Raw genomic sequence first — 18,001 nt, forward strand, 5'->3', positions numbered from 1 at the left:
TGCTTGCTTTATTTGCCGTGGCGGTGGGTTTACGTCCGGTCTCGCACCTTCGATTTCGGTGGCGCGTGGCCCGGTGCCGTAACTCGCCATACTCGGCCACGTGAACTCGACCAATGAACTGTGCCGGGTGCGCCCGGATCTGGCGGATCCCTTCACTGCCGCACTTCCCGGGGCACGGGCGGAGGTGCTCGGCAGGCTGTGGGGGGCTTTCTCCCGCGAACCCCTGCCCGGCATCGGCGCTCGCCGCCATGCGGCGGGCGCCCTGACGATCACTCTCGAACACGGCGGCTTACTGACCGGGTCCTCCGCTTGCGCACAGCGGTTTGCCCGGATTCCCGAGGGCTTCGCGGTGGCCGGTCGCGACGGCCCCCTCAGTGAGCCCGCACAGCTGCTGACCGCCCTCGGGCTGAACACACCGGCAGCCCGGCGGCTGGCGGCCGAGCTGGACAACAGCGTGGCCAACCTCGCCCTGGCCCGCGCCGCCCACGCCGCCGGGCCCGCGCCTGTCGGTGACTCGGCCGACGCCGAACAGGCGGTGGTCGACGGCCATCCGCAGCACCCGTGCTGCCGCACCCGCACCGGTCTGTCCGTCGCCGAGGTTCTCGCCTACGCCCCCGAGCACCATCCCGTCGTCGACCTGGCGCTGCTCGCGGTCCCGGCCGACCGCTGGCACGGCGCCGGGGACTGGCCTCAGGCGCTGCGCGACGGCGACACGGTCCTGATGCCGGTGCACCCCTGGCAGCGCGACCACGTCCTCGTACACCACCCGGACCTGGCGGTGACCGGGCAGACGATCCCGGCCCGGCCGCTGCTGTCGCTGCGCACCCTCGCACCGCTGGACGTCCTGACCGACTGTCACATCAAGACCGCGATGGACGTGCAGGTGACCAATTACCGGCGCACCATCTCCCCGGCCGAGGTCGCCGACGGGCCGCCCCTGTCCGACCTGGTCTGCGCGGTCACCGACAAGGCCGGACACGGCGACAGTCTGCGGGTGCTGCGCGAGCTGGGCGGCGGCTCGGTACGGGTGTCCGGAGCGGTGTCGGCGAGCCTCGCCGCGATGATCCGGGAGAACTGCGCACGACACCTCGGCCCCGGCGAGATCGCCGTACCGCTCACCGCCGTCCACGCGACCGGTGCCACGCTGACGGCCGGTGACCCGGTGCGTTGGCTGGCGGATTTCGCCGAGCTGGTCCTGCCGCCCGCCCTGACCCTGCTGTCCATGGGCATCGCGCTGGAGGCCCACGGGCAGAACACCCTGGTCGTGCTGCGCGACGGGCGGCCCGTGCGGGTGCTGTACCGGGACCTGGACGGGGTGCGCATCCACCCGGGACGCCTGGACTCCCACGGCTTCACGCTGCCGCCGCTGGCCGGCAACCGGGCCGCCGACGACGAGTGGGCGCTGCGCACCAAGCTGTTCGGCGCGCTGCTCAGCGGAGTCTTCAGCGAGCTGGTCGACGTCCTGTCCCGCGCCCGGGACACCGACCCCGAGGCCCTGTGGCAGGCCGTGGCCGCCGTCGGCCATCGCGTGTATGCGCAACTCCCGGACACGGAGGACTCGGCTGTCTTCTTCGGGGACACCCTGCCGCTGAAGGCGACCATCGCCATGCGTCTGGCCGACTCCCCCGGCACGGCGCAGTGGATCCCCGTCCCCAATCCTCTGGCCCGCCATCGCTGACGTCCGGGACCGCCACCGGCCGCGTACCTGTCCCCCTCACGAACGCAACGGAGCCGCTCCCCATGACCGCCCCCGCACTGACCGACAGTCCCGCGCTGACCGCCGACCACGTCACCACCCACACCCTCCTGAACTGCCTGATCCGCGAGGTCTCCGGGCCCGAGCACCAGGTCACCGTCCACGGCGGCCACCTGCTGGTGCGCCTGCCCCGCCGCGACCTGCTGCTGCGTACGGCCCTGCGCCGCGCCTCGCTCATCGGCGCCCACCGCTTCAGCGGCCCCGTCGAGCGCCACGAAGACGGCGCGTGGACCGCCATCGGCTGGCGGGAGCTGGCCGCGTACGTCCAGGACGAGCTGGAGCTGCGTACCGGCACCGCCAACGAGGAGTTCCTGCTCCAGGTCACCGACAGCCGCGAGACCATCCGCACCATCCTGGAACACCGCTCCGACCAGCGGGATGTGGCACCCGGCTACCTGGACTCGGAGCAGTCCCTGGTCTTCGGCCACCGCTTCCATCCCGCCCCCAAAGCCCGCACGGGAGCCGTTGACGGCTGGATGACGTACGGCCCGGAGACCGGCGCGCGTTTTCCCCTGCGTCACCTGGCGGTACGCCGTGAACTCATCCGGGAGGAAGGCGACCTGAGCGAGTTGGCGGCGCTGCTGCGATCCGCCGACCCGGGCTTCGTGACATTGCCGGTCCATCCGTGGCAGTACGAGCTGCTGCGTGGTCACCGCGGGCTGCGCGAGGCGATGGCCACCGGGGACATCACCGACACCGGTCTGTCGGGACCGGAGTTCGCGCCGACCGCGTCGGTACGCACCCTCTACCAGCCGGACGCCGACCTGTTCCTGAAGTTCAGCCTGAACGTCCGTATCACCAATTGCGTCCGCAAGAACGCCGCCTACGAACTGTCCGGCGCCGTCGCCCTCAGCCGACTGCTCCAGCCGGTCTTCGCGCAGCTCGCCGACCGGTTCCGCGGCTGTGCGCTGCTGGCCGAGCCGGGCTACCGCACGCTGGACGTCGGCGGCGACACGTCCCTGGTGGAAGGCTTCGGCGTGATCGTACGGTCCGGTCTGGGCCCACACCTGCTCCCCGGGGTGACGCCGTTGCTGTGCGCGGCGGTGGCCGACGAACACCCCACGAGCCCGGCCCAGGTCGCGCAACTGCTCACGCGCGGGGGCGGGGACGCGCTGGCGTGGTGGGACGCCTACCTCGGGCTGTTGCTGCCGCCGGTGCTGACGGCGTATTTCGAGCACGGGGTCGTCCTGGAACCGCACCTGCAGAACGTCGTCGTCGGGGTGCGTCAGGACTGCATGCCGGCACAGCTGTTCTTCCGTGACCTGGAGGGCACGAAGCTCCTTGCCGGGCACCACCGCGAGGCCCTCGCCGCGCTCCCCGACGACGTGGGCGGCCCGCTCACCTACGACGCCGTACGCGGCTGGAACCGGGTCGCGTACTGCCTGCTGGTCAATCACACCGCCGAGATGCTCGCCGCCCTCGCGGACACGGCCGCCGGGCTGGAACCCGCTCTGTGGGGCCTGGTCCGCGACCACCTCGACGCCTGCTCCCGAACCCTCGGCGACCCGCCCCGGCTGCGGGCCCTGCTGTCCGGCGTGCCGCTGCCCGCCAAGGCCAACCTGCTGCTGCGCTGGTCCCGCCAGGCCGACCGGCACGCCACCTACGTCCCCCTGCCCAGCCCGCTGGGCGAGGACTTCCCCCGCGAGGTGGCGCGGTGAACCCCGAAGTCCTCTCCCACATCGACCGGCTGACCGGCGACGACCTGCCCGCCTACGTCTACGACCTGCACGCCCTGCGCGAGCACGTCCGCGCCGTCCGTGCCGCGCTGCCCGAACGGGCCGAGCTGCTGTACGCGGCCAAGGCGAACTCCGACGCACGCCTGTTGCGTGTTCTCGCCGACCACGTCGACGGCTTCGAGGTCGCCTCCGGCGGCGAACTCGGCCATGTGCGCGCCCTGTTCCCCGACATCCCGATCGCGTTCGGCGGCCCGGGCAAGACACCCGCCGAGCTCGCCGAGGCCGCCCGCCTCGGCGTATCCCGGCTGCACATCGAGAGCGCACACGAACTGCGCCTGCTGACGACCGTGCTGGGCGACCGCAGTATCGACATCCTGCTGCGCGTCAACCTGCCGCTGACCCCGGGACCGGTGGCCCTGGTCATGGGCGGGCGCCCCAGCCCCTTCGGTCTGGAACCGGCCCAGCTGGACGGGTGTCTCGCCGTCATCGCCGACGACCAGCGCCTGAGGCTGCGCGGCCTGCATGTCCATCTCGCCAGCGGTCTCCACGCGCCCGGCCACCTGGACCTGGCCGAGGACGTCCTGACCTGGGCCCGGGACTGGGCCCAGGCCCACCACATCGACCTGACCGAAGTCAACATCGGTGGCGGCATGGGGGTCGACTACGCCCACCCGGACCAGCGGTTCGACTGGGCGGCCTTCGGTGCCGGACTCCACCGGCTGCTCTCCCGGCACCGGAACCTGACGGTGCGGATCGAGCCCGGCCGCTCGCTCACCGCCTACTGCGGCTGGTACGTCACCGAGGTCCTGGACGTGAAGCACAGCCACGGCGAGGCATTCGCCGTCCTGCGGGGCGGCACCCACCACCTGCGCACCCCCGCTGCCAAACAGCACAACCAGCCCTTCCGGATCATCCCGGTCGACACCTGGCCCCACCCCTGGCCGCGCCCGCAGGCACGGCGCGAACCAGTGACGCTCGTCGGCCAGTTGTGCACGCCCAAGGACGTCCTGGCCCACCGCGTTCCGGTACGACAGCTGCGCTGCGGCGACCGGATCGCGTTCGCCATGGCCGGTGCCTACGCCTGGAACATCTCCCACCACGACTTCCTCATGCACCCCGCACCGGCTTTCCGCCACCTGGACAAGGCACCCCTCACAGCCGATGTCTCGTGAGCGCCCGCCCCCCATGACTGCCAACACAACCCGGGGCACCCTCGGGTCCCGCAACCTCCGCCGCTACCTGGCCGGACAACTTGTCTCCAACACCGGCACCTGGATGCAGCGAGCCGCCCAGGACCTGCTCGCCCTCCATCTCACCGGCAACAGCGGCGCCGCCGTCGGCCTGCTCACCGCCCTGCAGTTCCTGCCCCAGACCCTGTTCGGCCTCACCGGCGGCGTCATCGCCGACCGCTTCCCCAAAAGACGGCTCCTGCTGATCACCCAGACCGCCATGGCCGTACAGTCACTGCTCCTGGGCCTGTTGACCCTCACCGGAACGATCACCCTGCGGTCCCTGTGCGCGCTGGCCATCGCCCTGGGCACCGCCACCGCCCTCGACCAGCCCGCGCGCAACGCCTTCATCTCCGAACTCGTCGACCGGGACCGTGTCCCCGGCGCAGTCAGCCTGAACGCCGCCCAGTTCAACGTCGCCCGCATCCTCGGCCCGGCCCTCGCGGGCCTTGCCGTCGCCACCGCGGGACCTGGCCCGGTCTTCCTGGCCAACACCGCTTCGTACTTGGCCGTCCTGTACGGACTGATCACCATCCGCCCCGAAGAACTCGTCACGCCCGCCGCTGCCAACCCCCGCAACACCGGACTGAGGGACGCCCTCCGACACATCGCCGCCACCCCGGAACTGCTCCTGCCGATCGCGATCATCGGCTTCGTCGGTACCTTCGGCCTGAATTTCCAGGTCACCATCGCAGTGGTCGCCGTCACCGTCTTCCACACAGGCTCCGCCGCCTTCGGCTACCTGTCCGCCGCATACGCCGCCGGCAGCCTGATCGGCGCCCTGCGCGGCGCCGCCGGCGGGCGGCTCCCCACCGCACGGAACCTGATCGCCTCGACAGTCGCCTTCGGGCTCCTCGAAGCCACCGTCGGGCTCATGCCCGGCTACGTCACCTTCCTGATCCTGCTCATCCCCACCGGCCTGGCCGGCGCGACCGCGACAACCACCGCCAACGCCCTCACCCAACTCAAGGCCGACCCGCACCTGCGCGGCCGCGTCATGTCCGTCTACTTCCTCGTCCTCCTCGGCGGAACCCCCCTTGGCGCCCCCCTGGTCGGCTGGGTCTCCGACACCCTCGGCGCCCGTTACAGCCTGATCCTCGGCGGCCTGATCTCCGCCACCGCCGCCCTCGTACTCCCCCGCCTGATCACCTACCGCACCCGGCCCTCAACGCGGTCCGGGCCGCTGCCGACCACCATCACCGAAGAAACGCTCACCGGCACCCCGGTACGCCGCACAGGCCAACGCCGACAATGACGACGTTACGACCTGCCGGGGCCTCCCCGGCCGATGTGCCGGCCCTGGTCCGGGCCCATCCCCCCGCCACCGCCCTCGGGCGCGCCGGTGATCGTCCTCGATGTGGCCGACGGCCGTCCGCTCTCGGTCACCACGTCAGGCGGCGAACCCGATGTTGGTGACGTACTCGTACTGGCCCCACTCGGAGCCGAGGTCCACCACCGCGTCGCTGATCCAGGCGTCGTCCAGGGCCGCTTCGTCATCGTTGGCCCACGCCTCGACGATCCGGTCCCAGTGACGGACGTTGAGCGTGCGGTAGGTAACCACGCGCTGGCGGGGCCGGTCGACCTGGGACTGGTTGAGCGGGTGGAACTCGACACGGGTTCCGCGGCCTTCACGGTTGAGGCGCGCGAGCAGGTAGCGGGCGACGTTGTGTCGGCGCACCGTTCGGTAGGCCGTCTCGATGCGCTCGAGGTTCTTCTTCGAAGGGCTGCGCCTGCCGTCCAGCCACGCCTTGAGCGTCCGATCGGTGACGGTCAGGCCGACCTCGCGGGCCGCCTGGCGGGCGTGTTCGGTGCGAGTGAGGTAGTGCAGGCGCGCGAGCAGGCCACGCCGTGCTGTGATCGAGGTGGCGATGAAGCTGGCGAGAGCATCGAGTTGGCGAGCCACGGCCTCATGTCCCTTGACGCCGCGAGCACCATACTTGCCGAACTCGATATTCCTCTCCGGCACCTTCGTCTCCTCAGCCCGCTAATTGACGAAACCTCAAGCGCCCGTTGCTCTCAGGGAGTCAAGAATACCCGCCGTCAGTTCTGAAACTACACCGCCACTCGCTCCACTTGCGCGATCTTGATGTCGGCGTAGGCGTGCCGACGGCGGTGGCAGAGGCGGGCGCGGTGTTGGGGAGGCGGACGCGCGCGAGTCTCCGGGGAGGGACCGAGGGATCCCCGCATCTCGTCGTGGCTCGAAAGAATCTGTACGATGCGTGCGCCCATGGGCTCTTGTCGGGAGATGTCCCGCGGGGCCCCTCTTCTCACCACGGGGGATATATATGCGCAGACGCGCTTCGGTCGCCGCTCTGTCCGGCGTCCTGGTTCTCTGTTCGGCTCTGGTGTTTCCCGCCGCCGCGCAGGCGCACGCGGGGCCTATGACCAGTGACGACGACACGACGATCACGAAGGTCGTCGTCAACGGCGGCAAGGACATCGTCCTCGGCACCTCCGCCAAGAAGTCGTTCACCGCCACGGTGACCGCGGCCGACCCGGACGGCGTCACCGGCGGCTGGGTCGCCCTGTGGCACGGCACCTCCTTCGATGACCAGGGCAGGGACGGCGCTCTGTTTCCCGCCGAGGAGGGATCGGGCTCATGCGTGGCGGCCGATGCCCAGACGTCGACGTGCACGGTCCACTTCACCGTGGATCCGAAGGTTGACATGACCACGAACTCCTATGCGGGCACCTGGCACGCGTACGCCATCGCGTACGGCCGCCCGAGCGGTTCCGTCAGCGACGGATACGCCGGCTCCGTGCACATCAAGCGCAACACCACGCTGACCGCGAATGCCTCGCCCGAGCCGGTGGCCCATGGCCGGACCATCACGGTCAAGGGCAAGCTCACCCGCGCCAACTGGGAGACCCATGCGTACGCGGGCCTGAGCAACGTGTCGGTGAAGCTCCAGTTCCGCAAGTCGGGCACCAGCACGTACACGACCCTCAAGACCGTCACCAGCGGCTCCGGCGGAGCGGTGACGGCCACCACGACGGCGACGACCGACGGGTACTACCGCTTCTCCTACGCGGGTACCACGGCCACCAACGCCGCGACGTCGGCCAGCGACTTCGTCGACGTCCAGTAGGAACCCGGGACCCGCTTCCGCGACCAGGGACAGAGGAACGGGAACCCCGCCGTCGAGATCAGTCTCGGTCTCCCGGATGCGGGGTTCCCGTCGCGTACGGGTTCTCCTCTCCCTCCTTGAGGATGCCCACCGGTCGTCCCCTGGGCACTCGGTGGCGGTCGCGGTGTCAGCGACGGTCACGACGAGCTGCTGCAGCAGCGGAAGACCACGAAGGCCACGACTTCGCGTTCGGGGGCCTGTTGGTCTCGTTCTCCGGCTGCTTCGCCCTGCTCGACGACGGGGACACGGTCGTTTCGGGAGGAGCGGCAACGCCGATTAGGCTGCGCTGACAGGTTGAGGCGGCCGGCAGGGGGACCACGTGGATGTCATTGAGCGCGAGCTGACCGATCCCTGGGAAGGCGTTCTGGTCGTTCCCGCCCGCGGCAGTGACGTCGGTGTCCTGGTCCTGGCGGGATCCAGTGGGCGCGTCGAACGGGAGAGAGCACGCATCCTCGCCCAGCAGGGCATGACGGCGGTGTCGATCCGCTGGTTCGGCGGGCCGGGGCAGTCCCCGGGGATCTGCGAGATCCCCCTGGAGACCTTCACCGCCGCCGTCGACCTCCTCCGGTTGAACGGGGCACGACGCATCGGCATTCTCGGCACTTCCAAGGGGGCTGAGGCGGCGCTGCTCACGGCAGTGCACGATCCGCGCGTGGACGTTGTCGTCGCGATGTCGCCCACGTCCCGGGTCTGGTGCAACGTCGGACCAGGGCGCGATGGAGCCCAGCACCCGTATCGATCGTCGTGGACCTGGCGAGAGCAGGCGGTGCCTTTCGTCCCGCTGGACGATTCCTGGACTCCCGCAGAGACGGACGGTGGGCCGGTCGCCATCCGCGGGTGGTACGAACTGAGCGAGCGGACGTTCGCTGATCTGCTGCCTCCGGCGGAGATCCCCGTGGACAAGGCGCGGGCCGATCTGCTGGTGGTCGCAGGCGGCGACGATGCGATGTGGCCGTCTCTTCCCTTCGCCGAACAACTGGCACAACGCCGACGCTCAGTCGGGGCCACGGTGCGTCTGATCACCCGCCACGATGCCGGCCACCGCCCACGTCTTCCTGGCGAGAGCCCGGCGGCGGCATCCCCGCACTTCCAGTACGGAGGCACGCCGGAGGCTGACGCGCTTTTGGGGGCAGCGGCCTGGCCCCACGTCCTCGACGCCTTCCGCAGCAGGGGCTGACCCTCCCTCCGGTCGATCGCACACGAAGCTCGGAAGGGGTGGGGGAACCAGCGGACCTACGGAATCACCAGCCCCGGCCCGTTGTCCCCACCCAGGTTCTCCCCGAACTCCGCTCTCGCCGCCGGCGCCCTCAGATCCACCGGGTTCTCCGTGAAGGCCTTGGAAGCCGTCAGACCGGAAGCCGTGCCGCGCAGCAGCCACACCGCGCCACCGTTCGCGACCGTGCCCAGGTCCTCACCCGGCGCGCCCGCGGCCAGGTCCGCCTTCCCGTCCCCCGTCACGTCCAGCAGCCGTACCGAGCCGCCGAAGAGGTCACCCCTCTCCACGCTCCCCGGCACACCCGGTGTGTCCTGGTGGAAGGCCTGCGCGCCCGTGCCGGTGAGCCCGCCCCTGCCGCCCTTGAGCAGCACGACCGAACCGGCCTTCGCCACCGAGCCGATCGCCTCGCCCGGGTCGCCCACGGCCAGGTCCGCGTATCCGTCGCCGTTCACGTCGCCCGCGCTCAGCCGCGCCCCGAACTGGTCACCCTTCTCACTCACGCCGGGCACGCCTGCGGTCTCCTGCGTGATCGTCTTCGTACGGGTCGTGCTGGGCCCGGCCGACGAGCCGTAGTAGATCTTGATCGTCCCCGGGTCCTCCTCCAGATACGTCTCACCGTTCGGGAAGACCCGGGTGGCGAGATCGGCGTAGCCGTCCTTGTCGAAGTCACCGACGGCGGTGGTGTTCGCGGAGGGCAGCCGTTGAGCGACGGTGGACAGGCCTTGTCGCGTGCCGAGCCACAGCTTGCCGCCCTCGGCGTGGTCCTCGTAGACGTAGAAGGTCGCGAGGTCGTCGATGCCGTCGCCGTTGAAGTCGCCTGCCGCGGTGGAGCAGATCGTGTTGTCGGTGCTGAACACGGTCAGCTGCTGCTCGCGCGCCGGCGCCCCGCTCCGGTCGAACGGGCCGTAGAGCACCGCGCGGAAGTCGAAGTCCTCGGCGTTGCGCATGAAGAGGTCCGTGTGCCCGTCGCCGTCGAAGTCGCCCGCGGTGACGTCCTCGCCGACGAACGCGTTCGCAGGCGCGGGGATGCGCACCGCGCCCGTGCCGGAGATGCCCGTCGTGCGGCCCCAGAGGATGATCACCGAGCCGCCGATGTTGTTCGCCGGCTGGTACTCGTTCGTCGCCACGGCCAGGTCGGTCAGACCGTCGCCGTCCAGGTCACGGGGGATCAGCGCGTAACCGAAGCCGTGGTTGTCGCCGGAGCTGCCGGGCACGCCCGGGGTGTCCTGGGTGATGACCGTCGTACGGGCCGGGCCGAGGCCCTTCGCCGAGCCGTAGCTGATCGCGATGTAGCCCGCCCAGGAGTGGCCGCCCACGGTGGCGGCGGGGGCGGCGACGGCGAGGTCCTGGTAACCGTCGCCGTTGAAGTCCTCGCGCACGGTGGCGTTGCCCTCGGCGGCGAACGCCTTGTTCCCGGCGAACGGCACGGTGAAGGCCCCGATCAGCGCGGCGGCTGCGGCGGCTGTGACGGCCGGTCTGCGGATGCCCACGGTTCCTCCTTGAAGCGCGAGCGGTGTCGAAGCGCGAGCGCACGCGAGTGAGATTCGACTGTGAGACACACGGCAACGGCAGATGGTTGTGCGGTGAACGGCGTATGAATGCCTCGCACGACACCGTGGGCCCGCCCGGTACCGCGTGCGGTGCCGAACCCGGACGGAACTCAGCGCGTCAGCCGGCCGCCCGCGCTACCGTCGGCGCGTTCGCTGCCACCAACGCGGTCTGGGCTCGCAAGCGTCGGGCCCCTGTTCACCCGCCGACGCGAGTGCCGGGTGATCAAGAGACTGTGACGGCCGGTGGGGTCCACCTATGGGTGCGGGGCGTCGCGCTGGGGATGCCGTAGTCCTTCTTGAGCTGTTCGGGGATGGCGTAGTGCATGACCCGTCCGCGGGTGAGGGAGGACAGCTCCAACACGGTGGTGAGGTGGCCGAGACGGTCCAGGGCCCAGGCGCCGAGCGGGGAGCGGTCCTCGATGGTCTCCAGGACACCGAGGAGATGGGGTACGGCCTTGACGACGGTGTCCCACGGTGTGTGCGGTACACGGAGCCAGTCGGCGCAGGTGTCGCCGATGAGGTAGCGGATCAGGGCGGAGACGATCGGGTCGAAGAAGGTGCCGGGTACCACCTCTTCGTAGAGGTCGATGAGTTGCCGGGTCAGGGTGGCGCCCTCCTCTGAGGGTCCCATGTGCCGGATCATGTACCGGTCGAGGAAGTGGCGGGCCTCGTCGAGGGTCTTGGGGACGGCGTCCTGGTCGACGCCGAGCATGGCTCCGACGACGCGCCAGGCGTAGTAGTAGGCTTCCGCGCCTTCCTGTGACAGGTGGATGCCCAGGCGGTGCAGGCTGTCCAGCACGAGCAGCGAGAAGAACATCTGCCCGCCGATCATGTCCTCCTGGTTGATCGGCGTGCCGAGCACGTCGGTGTCCCAGCGGTTCTCGCGCCTGAGGTGGTGGCGGATGGAGGCGTGCAGGAGGCGAACCTTCTGTGCGGCGGGGATGAAGCGGCTGCCGGCTTCGAAGGCGTCGGGCTGCATCAGGTAGACGGTGAACTGGCCCGTCTCCGCCATCCGCTTGGACGGGTACTTCAGTCCGTGGGTGGCGGACAGCAGCTTCGCCACGTGCGGGACGACGTAGCAGGCGGGCATGGAGGCGAAGGACAGGGCGGTGGAGATGTGCACGTTGTTGTCGATGAAGAACAGCCGGGCTTTCTCCATCTCGGCCCAGTCCACCCAGGCCGGCGGGACACGAGTGGCCTCGAGGTAGTCCCGGGCACTGTCGGGCAGCCCGTCCGGAAGGGGAGCGCCTGCCGTGGAGACGTAGCGCATCAGGGTGTTGAAGGTGCCCACCTCGCCGCGTTCGAAGAGGGCGGCGACGGTGGCGTCGGCGAGTTCGTCACCGGCGTTCCGCAGGGCGTCCATCGATGCTTCGGTGTAGGTCATGACGGGGCTCCTTGTCTTTCGCGGATCGTCCGCGAGCGGCGGGAGGGGCTGGGGCCGGGTCAGGCCGGCTCGGGTCTGTGCGACGTCGGTGCGAGAGTCAGGACAGGCGGTTCGCCGCTGTCTGCGCCAGCGAGGTCAGCGCGACGGCGGCGTGCGCCGGTACGTCCAGCTCGTGCAGAGCGAGCAGTGCCTCCTCGACCCGTGCACTGATCAGTTCCTCGATGCGGTCGGGTGCCTTCAGCCGGCGCATCACCTCGCGGACCGTGTCCAGAGCATCCGTTTCCTGGCCGCGTCGGCCCAGCAGGGTGCGCAGCCGTTGACGGTCGTTGCCGCCGGCGAGGCGCCAGGTCTCTGCCAGTAGGGCGGTGGGCCGGTGTCCGCGCACGTCGTCGGCGCTGGCCTTGCCGGTGCGTTCCGGGTCTCCGAACAGGCCGAGCAAGTCATCGCGAAGTTGGAATGCCTCGCCCAGCGGCAGCCCGTACGCGGAGTAGCCCTCGCGCAGCCGCTCACCAGCCCCCGCCAGGGCGCCACCGATGAGCAGGGGTTGCTCGACGGTGTACTTGGCGGTCTTGTACCGAATCACCTTCAGCGACGCCTCGGTGTCCGGACCGACTCCGGTGCGCAGGATTTCGAGGCACTCCCCCGCGATCAGTTCCCGGGCCATCACCGCCCACAACGGGCGGGCCCGGGCGAGGTAGGCGGCCGGCAGCCCGCTGGTGGCGAACAGCTGCCCGGCCAGCGCCATCAGCAGGTCTCCCACCAGCATCGCCAGCGACCGCGCGGCGGCATCGGCGCGCGGACGGCGCCGTACGGCACCGCGCAGGGCGACGTGTGCGGTGGGGCGCCCGTGCCGCAGTGGGCTGTCGTCGATCAGGTCGTCGTGCACGACCGCTGCGGCATGCACCAGCTCCATGGACGCCGCCGCCCGCACCAGCGAGTCGCTGTCCGGCTGCCCCACCGCACGCCAGCCCCAGTAGCAGAACGCTGCCCGCAGCCGTTTGCCATCGGCGACCGCGGCCTCGAGCTGATCTGCCACCGGGCCCAGCAGTGGATCGATCGCGGCGAACTGGTCGGCCTCCTGGGCGACGAACCGATGCAAAACCTCGTCGATGCGGGTCTTGAACGCCGCCGGCTCCCACCGGTCAGACATCGTCCGCCGCTCGTCGAGCCAGGGCGTGCCGGGCGAGGATCTCCAGGTGGGCCGGGGGTACAGCCGCGTACCGGTCCAGCGCCAGGCGCCCACGTGCCATGAGGTCCTGCTCCGCCTGCGCCGCCAGCTCCGCGGCGTCCGAGCGGCGCAGCAGGCCCCGCACCGTCCCCACGGCCGAATCCAGCGTGCTCACCGCCAGATCGGCCAGCCCAGCCACCAGCAGCACGGCCTGTTCGTCCAGGCCCCTGCGCCGTCCCGTTTCTCGCGTCATGCTCTTCCCCACCCACAGCGCATCCGGACGGCGCCGGTCACGCGCCGCCTCTCCGAGCATCGCGCCGGACCGGGTGCGGGAGCGGAAGAACTCACGATCGAGTGATCACCTCGCTCGATCGTGCGGATCACCGCTGGCGCGGGTCCCAGACCCGCTGTCTGCGGGGGCGGCCGCAGCGCTGGACCCTCCGCCGAGGGCGGCGGACAACGATGGTGCGGTGCCTCAGTCGGTCGTCCCGGTCCCGACGGTGTACACGTCCTTGACCTTCACCTCGGTGACGCCGCGTCCCTCGGGGAACACCGCACGCCAGTCACCGATCACGTGCAGTTCGTCGGTGCCCATCGCGCGGACGACCATCAGGCCCTCGTCGTACGCCCGGTGCGCCTTCCACCACAGGTTCACGAATGCCTGGGAGCGGATCAGGTGCATCCAGTCGGTGCGGTACAGCTCCCGGTTGTAGTTCGACTCCCCCATGGTTGAGACGAACTTCGAGTACATGGCCTTCACGTACTCCAGCGTGGTCTCGTCGTCCTCGGCGATCGCCCGCTCGCGGGCGTCCTTGAGCGCGACGCGGAACTTCTCCAGCAGGTTCTCCGTCGCCCCGGAGGTCCAGGACTCGTGGATCTCCGGCGGGTCGCACAGCCCGTACTTCGGACCCGAGAGACGCAGCAGCAGCCGCAGGGTCGGCTCAGTCACCCACAACGGGCCCGGCTCGTCCCGGCTGCCGATCGGATGGGGCAGGTAGGCCTCGTGCTCCCAGACGGGCGCGGTGATCAGGTGGACGCCGGCGCGGCGGTGGTCGTGGTGGTTGCCGGTGGAGTGCTCCAGCTGGCCGAGCGGCAGGTGCGTCTTGAGGGCGGACAGGTAGGCGCCGTTGACGTCGAGCGCGGTCACCTCGTGCTCGCCGGGCGGTAGTTCGGCCCGTGACCACTTGGGGCGGGCCTCCCAGATCTGGTCGGCGCCCCGGGAGGTCTGCTTGCGCAGGATGTCGGGCAGCCACGGGTGGGCGACGATGTCGTACCTGCCGCCCTTGCGGGTCTCGTCCAGCAACGCCATCGCGTCCGGGATGGCCCGCTTCACCAGCGCCGCGGTTGCCGCTGCGACGTCGCCGGAATGCTGGGCGAAGGCGGCCGCGACGGCGGAGCCGATCAGATCCGGGGTGTCGGCGGTCTTCAGCCGACGGCCGACGGGCACGACCTTGACTCCCCGAGCCGCCGGGCCCGCGCTACCGGAGGACGCCGGCCGAGGGGGTTCGCTCCGCGGAGCGGGGTTCTCGGGCGGCGCGGGCTCGACCGTCTGCGCGTGCCCTGCCGTGCCGCAGTCGGCGAGGTCCAGGTGCTGCGGGAATCCCGCGACCTGGTGGGAGGCGGGCTGCCCGCACAGCACACAGGGCTCAGGCGCGGACAGGGCCTCGACGTCGTCGTGATCGGTCTCCTGCTCAGCTTCCGCCGGGGCGACGTCAGCCGGTTCCTCGGCGGGGACCTCCTCGGCCGCAGTGGCAGCCAGCTTGGTCCGCGCTCCCTCGAGGAAGTACGCGTACTTCTCCCGCACTTCACCGCTCGGGTCCCGCCCGGCCTCCCAGCCCCCGACCGTGGACGGGCTGACGTTCAAGGCCTGCGCGAGCTGGGCACGCGAAAGGTTCAGCCCTTCGCGTAGGGCACGCCGCTCCTCCGCGGGCGGCAGCGGGACCTCTTTCCTGGCCCCGGCGAGCAGGGCGTCGATCGCGTCGAAGTTCGTCATCGGGCTTCTCCGTCCTGTACGGCCGCAGAGCGTGCGGTGTGGGCGTGGCGTCCGGGAACGCGACGGCGTTCCTCGGGCAGCCTCTCCGTCGCGCGGGTGGGTCCTGCGAGGAGTTCGAGGACGTCGATGCCATAGTGCGCGGCGACCGCGTCGCAGTCGGCCAGGCTCCAAACGGCGGTGCCGGACTGACGACGGCTCACCTGGGCCTGGCTCACTCCCAATGCGGCAGCGAGATCGGTCTGTGACTCGCCTGTCGCGTGCAGGAGCGCGGCGACAGTGGAGCGTACCCGCTCATCGAGACTCATGCCCATGACGGCGACTCTATCGCGTAGCACTCATGAGCCATGCGTATATCGCATTACGATCCATGGGGTGAGCGGGCTGGTCGGGTGAATCCGGTGCTCGCGCAGGATCTGGCCGCAGCCGACGAGGGGCGTGGAACAGATCCATGAAACGCATGTGACCGAGCCCGGCGTGCTCGTCATCGATCGTCTCGGATGCGGCCGACGAGACTGTCTTCGCCGCCGACCAGCTCGCCCAGGGGGTACGCGCCGGCGGTCTGGCGCACGAACCGGGACACCGGCGCGGTGCTCTGGGAACGGTCCACGCCACACGCCAGGGCATGGCCGACAGTGCGGCATCCGTGGCCCACCATCCGGTAGCGCACCCTTCGCGCAGACCCACACCGGAGCTCTAACCCCGGAAGCTGTTGCATACACAGCAAAAACAGGGCTTCTCACCCGTATCATCGCCGCACCAAGGCGCGCTGCGGCCGGAACATCTCCCCTGACCCGCTGCAACCGCCCGCCAGAGCTTCAACCCGGTACCAACCGAGGAGAGACAGATGTCCGAAGACACGGCTACCGCCACCGAGTTGACTTCGCAGTACATCAGCCAAGTGGCCAACGACCTGGAGGCCAACGTCAAGGAACAGGAACGCATCACGGCGGAACTCACCGCGCTCCAACAGCAGTTGGCCACGTTGCAGCGCGACCACACCGTGCTGGTGAGCATGCAGCAGGCACTCGGTGTCAAAGCCCCGACCTCTGAACCCGCCAAGGCCGACAGCACCACCGTGCCCTCCCCCAGGAAGAAGACCACGGCTGCGCCCAGCAAGCGACGACCGGCGAAGACGGCCACTGCACAACAGCCCGCCGCCAAGAAGCAGTCCGTCAAGAAGCCCGTCGCCAAGAAGGCGCCCACGAAGACGGGGACCACCCTGGTCGACCTCATCCACCGTCACCTCATCGAGCAGAGCGAACCCCGCTCCGCGGCGGAAATCGCCGAGGCACTCGGCCATGCGCACCCCGACCGCAACATCAAGGCCACTGTCGTGCGTACCACCCTCGAAAACCTTGTCGCCAAGAGCCTGGCCCAGCGGGCCAAGCAGGGCAGCTCCGTCTTCTACACCGCCGCCCATGCGCCGGAGCCGACTGCGGCACCCACGGACGAGGTCCAGCCCGCCCGGACGGAAGCTCCGTAGCGGTCGGTCTGGCGGAGCACCACCACGTCCTGTGCCGGTGCGGGCCAGTGCGTTGGTGTGAAAGGTGACGTCGACGTCGGGTGGCAGTTCACGGGCACGAGCCCACGCCCTTGCTCGGCTTGCTCTCTCATGGCGTGTCCTGGAGGGTCTGGTTGGTTTGGCTCACTCATGGGCATCGACAGTGCCACCGGCCGGCAGGCCCTGCACGTTCCACCCGCACACCGACCCTTGCCGAGGAGGCAACGATGACGGACAGCGCCGGCCCCGCAGGGCCGCGTGAGTGGAGGTGACAGTGCCATGAGGAAGTTGTTCGGTCGTCCGAGTCTGCGCCCGTATCACAGGTACATGCAGCGTTCGGTGCTCACTCCTGAAGGTCTGACCGCGCGCTTCCTGGGAACCAGTTCGCTGCTGCTCTCCGATGGAGACACCACACTGCTCTGCGACGGATTCGTCACCAGGCCCGGGCTGTTGCGCGTCTTGCTGGGCCGGATCGGACCCGATCGGGCGCTTGTCAGGGATGCGATCGAGCGGTCGGACGTCCGCTCACTCGCGGCGGTGTTCTGCGCGCACACTCACTACGACCACGCTCTGGACGCTCCGGTGTGGTGTCTGGAGACGGGTGCTGATCTGGTCGGATCCGAGTCAACAGCCAACGTCGGGCGCGGTGTGGGCGTACCCGAGTCGTCGCTGAGGGTGGTCCGGGGCGGCGACGTGCTCACCTACGGCCAGTTCGAGTTGACCTTCCTGGACTCCGTGCACAGTCCCGGCGACCACTATCCGGGCACGGTCGACCAACCACTGGTCCCGCCCACTCGGGCGCGTGCCTGGAAGACCGGCACGGCTTTCTCCGTACACGTTTCCCACCCGCGGGGCAGTGTGCTGCTGCACGCCAGCGCGAATCACCGGCCCGGAATGCTCGCCGACCGCCAGGCTGACGTGATCTACCTCGGCGTAGGGATGCTCGGCAAACAGTCACCCGAGTTCGTACGCACGTACTGGGATGGAGTCGTGGGTGCGACCGGCGCACGCCGGGTCTTCCTCGTGCACTGGGACGATTTCTTCACCAGTCTCGACCGGCCGCTACGGCCGATGCGCTCCTTCGCCGACCGGTTCGACACGACTATGGATCAACTGCTGCCCTTGGCCAGCCGCGACGGTGTCGATGTAGTGCTTCCGATTGCGTGGAAGCCCACTGACCCGCTCGCTGGGCTTATGTGAACGGTCCACCTCATCGTGTTGGCCGTTGTCACTGGCCCTTCCATGCAGCTGTCGGCGAGTGTGGAGGCGTCGACGTACCTCCACGGCCGATCTCGCCTGGATGCCGAGCTGGTCGGCCACCGGGGTAGAGGGTTGCCGGTTCAGCCGAAGTGCCGGATGCGGGCGGCCGTTGCGGGCGCGTAGGGCAGCCAGTCGTGCAC

General features: G+C 70.0%; 15 protein-coding genes. 8 read left to right on the plus strand and 7 right to left on the minus strand.

Features of this window, described 5'->3' with window-relative positions; genetic code table 11:
- Positions 1-100 precede the first annotated feature (100 nt).
- From BEK98_RS46290 to BEK98_RS46305, 4 genes are all read left to right on the plus strand, one after another.
- Entirely contained in the window at positions 101-1,678 is a 1,578-nt protein-coding gene (locus tag BEK98_RS46290) for an IucA/IucC family protein (RefSeq protein ID WP_244202299.1), read from the plus strand.
- Positions 1,679-1,740: 62 nt separating this feature from the next.
- Positions 1,741-3,414 (plus strand): IucA/IucC family protein, encoded by a 1,674-nt coding sequence (locus tag BEK98_RS46295; RefSeq protein WP_094222821.1) that lies wholly within the window; start codon positions 1,741-1,743, stop codon positions 3,412-3,414.
- Positions 3,411-4,604 carry a type III PLP-dependent enzyme gene (locus tag BEK98_RS46300; RefSeq protein ID WP_094222822.1) on the plus strand — a complete coding sequence of 398 codons (1,194 nt, stop codon included), beginning with the start codon at positions 3,411-3,413 and terminating at the stop codon, positions 4,602-4,604. The genes BEK98_RS46295 and BEK98_RS46300 overlap by 4 nt, the downstream gene beginning before the upstream one ends.
- 13 nt (positions 4,605-4,617) lie before the next feature.
- Positions 4,618-5,916 (plus strand): MFS transporter, encoded by a 1,299-nt coding sequence (locus BEK98_RS46305; RefSeq protein ID WP_094222823.1) that lies wholly within the window; start codon positions 4,618-4,620, stop codon positions 5,914-5,916.
- Positions 5,917-6,051: 135 nt separating this feature from the next.
- On the opposite strand, the gene BEK98_RS46310 is transcribed toward BEK98_RS46305, so the two are convergent.
- The gene (locus BEK98_RS46310) at positions 6,052-6,627 is read right to left on the minus strand and encodes a transcriptional regulator (RefSeq protein WP_094222824.1); all 576 of its coding nucleotides are present in this window, start codon (positions 6,625-6,627) and stop codon (positions 6,052-6,054) included.
- Positions 6,628-7,042: 415 nt separating this feature from the next.
- On the opposite strand from BEK98_RS46310, the gene BEK98_RS46315 reads away from it, so the two are divergent.
- Both BEK98_RS46315 and BEK98_RS46320 read left to right on the plus strand, forming a co-directional pair.
- On the plus strand, positions 7,043-7,750 hold the full coding sequence (locus BEK98_RS46315) for a calcium-binding protein (protein ID WP_244202300.1): 708 nt from the start codon (positions 7,043-7,045) through the stop codon (positions 7,748-7,750).
- A gap of 358 nt (positions 7,751-8,108) precedes the next feature.
- Positions 8,109-8,966, plus strand: coding sequence for an acyl-CoA thioester hydrolase/BAAT C-terminal domain-containing protein (locus tag BEK98_RS46320; RefSeq protein WP_094222826.1), 858 nt, complete (start codon positions 8,109-8,111; stop codon positions 8,964-8,966).
- 56 nt (positions 8,967-9,022) lie between these two features.
- On the opposite strand, the gene BEK98_RS46325 is transcribed toward BEK98_RS46320, so the two are convergent.
- The 6 genes from BEK98_RS46325 to BEK98_RS46350 all read right to left on the minus strand — a co-directional run bounded on the left by BEK98_RS46325 (position 9,023) and on the right by BEK98_RS46350 (position 15,411).
- Entirely contained in the window at positions 9,023-10,495 is a 1,473-nt protein-coding gene (locus BEK98_RS46325; protein WP_094222827.1) for an FG-GAP and VCBS repeat-containing protein, read from the minus strand.
- A 283-nt stretch (positions 10,496-10,778) separates the two neighbouring features.
- The gene (locus BEK98_RS46330) at positions 10,779-11,939 is read right to left on the minus strand and encodes an oxygenase MpaB family protein (RefSeq protein ID WP_094222828.1); all 1,161 of its coding nucleotides are present in this window, start codon (positions 11,937-11,939) and stop codon (positions 10,779-10,781) included.
- 97 nt (positions 11,940-12,036) lie between these two features.
- Entirely contained in the window at positions 12,037-13,089 is a 1,053-nt protein-coding gene (locus tag BEK98_RS46335) for a polyprenyl synthetase family protein (protein WP_094222829.1), read from the minus strand.
- On the minus strand, positions 13,082-13,360 hold the full coding sequence (locus tag BEK98_RS46340) for a polyprenyl synthetase (RefSeq protein WP_094222837.1): 279 nt from the start codon (positions 13,358-13,360) through the stop codon (positions 13,082-13,084). The genes BEK98_RS46335 and BEK98_RS46340 overlap by 8 nt, the downstream gene beginning before the upstream one ends.
- Positions 13,361-13,582: 222 nt before the next feature.
- Positions 13,583-15,100: a helix-turn-helix domain-containing protein gene (locus BEK98_RS46345; protein WP_094222830.1), complete on the minus strand. Its 1,518-nt coding sequence runs from the start codon at positions 15,098-15,100 to the stop codon at positions 13,583-13,585.
- Positions 15,097-15,411 (minus strand): helix-turn-helix domain-containing protein, encoded by a 315-nt coding sequence (locus BEK98_RS46350; RefSeq protein WP_094222831.1) that lies wholly within the window; start codon positions 15,409-15,411, stop codon positions 15,097-15,099. The genes BEK98_RS46345 and BEK98_RS46350 overlap by 4 nt, the downstream gene beginning before the upstream one ends.
- Before the next feature lie 533 nt (positions 15,412-15,944).
- On the opposite strand from BEK98_RS46350, the gene BEK98_RS46355 reads away from it, so the two are divergent.
- Together BEK98_RS46355 and BEK98_RS46360 are read left to right on the plus strand one after the other, a co-directional pair.
- Complete coding sequence (locus BEK98_RS46355; RefSeq protein ID WP_094222832.1) at positions 15,945-16,583, plus strand: BlaI/MecI/CopY family transcriptional regulator; 639 nt, start codon at positions 15,945-15,947, stop codon at positions 16,581-16,583.
- Between the two features lie 345 nt (positions 16,584-16,928).
- The gene (locus BEK98_RS46360; protein WP_143684273.1) at positions 16,929-17,801 is read left to right on the plus strand and encodes an MBL fold metallo-hydrolase; all 873 of its coding nucleotides are present in this window, start codon (positions 16,929-16,931) and stop codon (positions 17,799-17,801) included.
- Positions 17,802-18,001: the final 200 nt, after the last annotated feature.

This window comes from Streptomyces diastatochromogenes, assembly GCF_002242805.1.
GTDB classification, from domain to species: Bacteria; Actinomycetota; Actinomycetes; order Streptomycetales; family Streptomycetaceae; genus Streptomyces; species Streptomyces diastatochromogenes.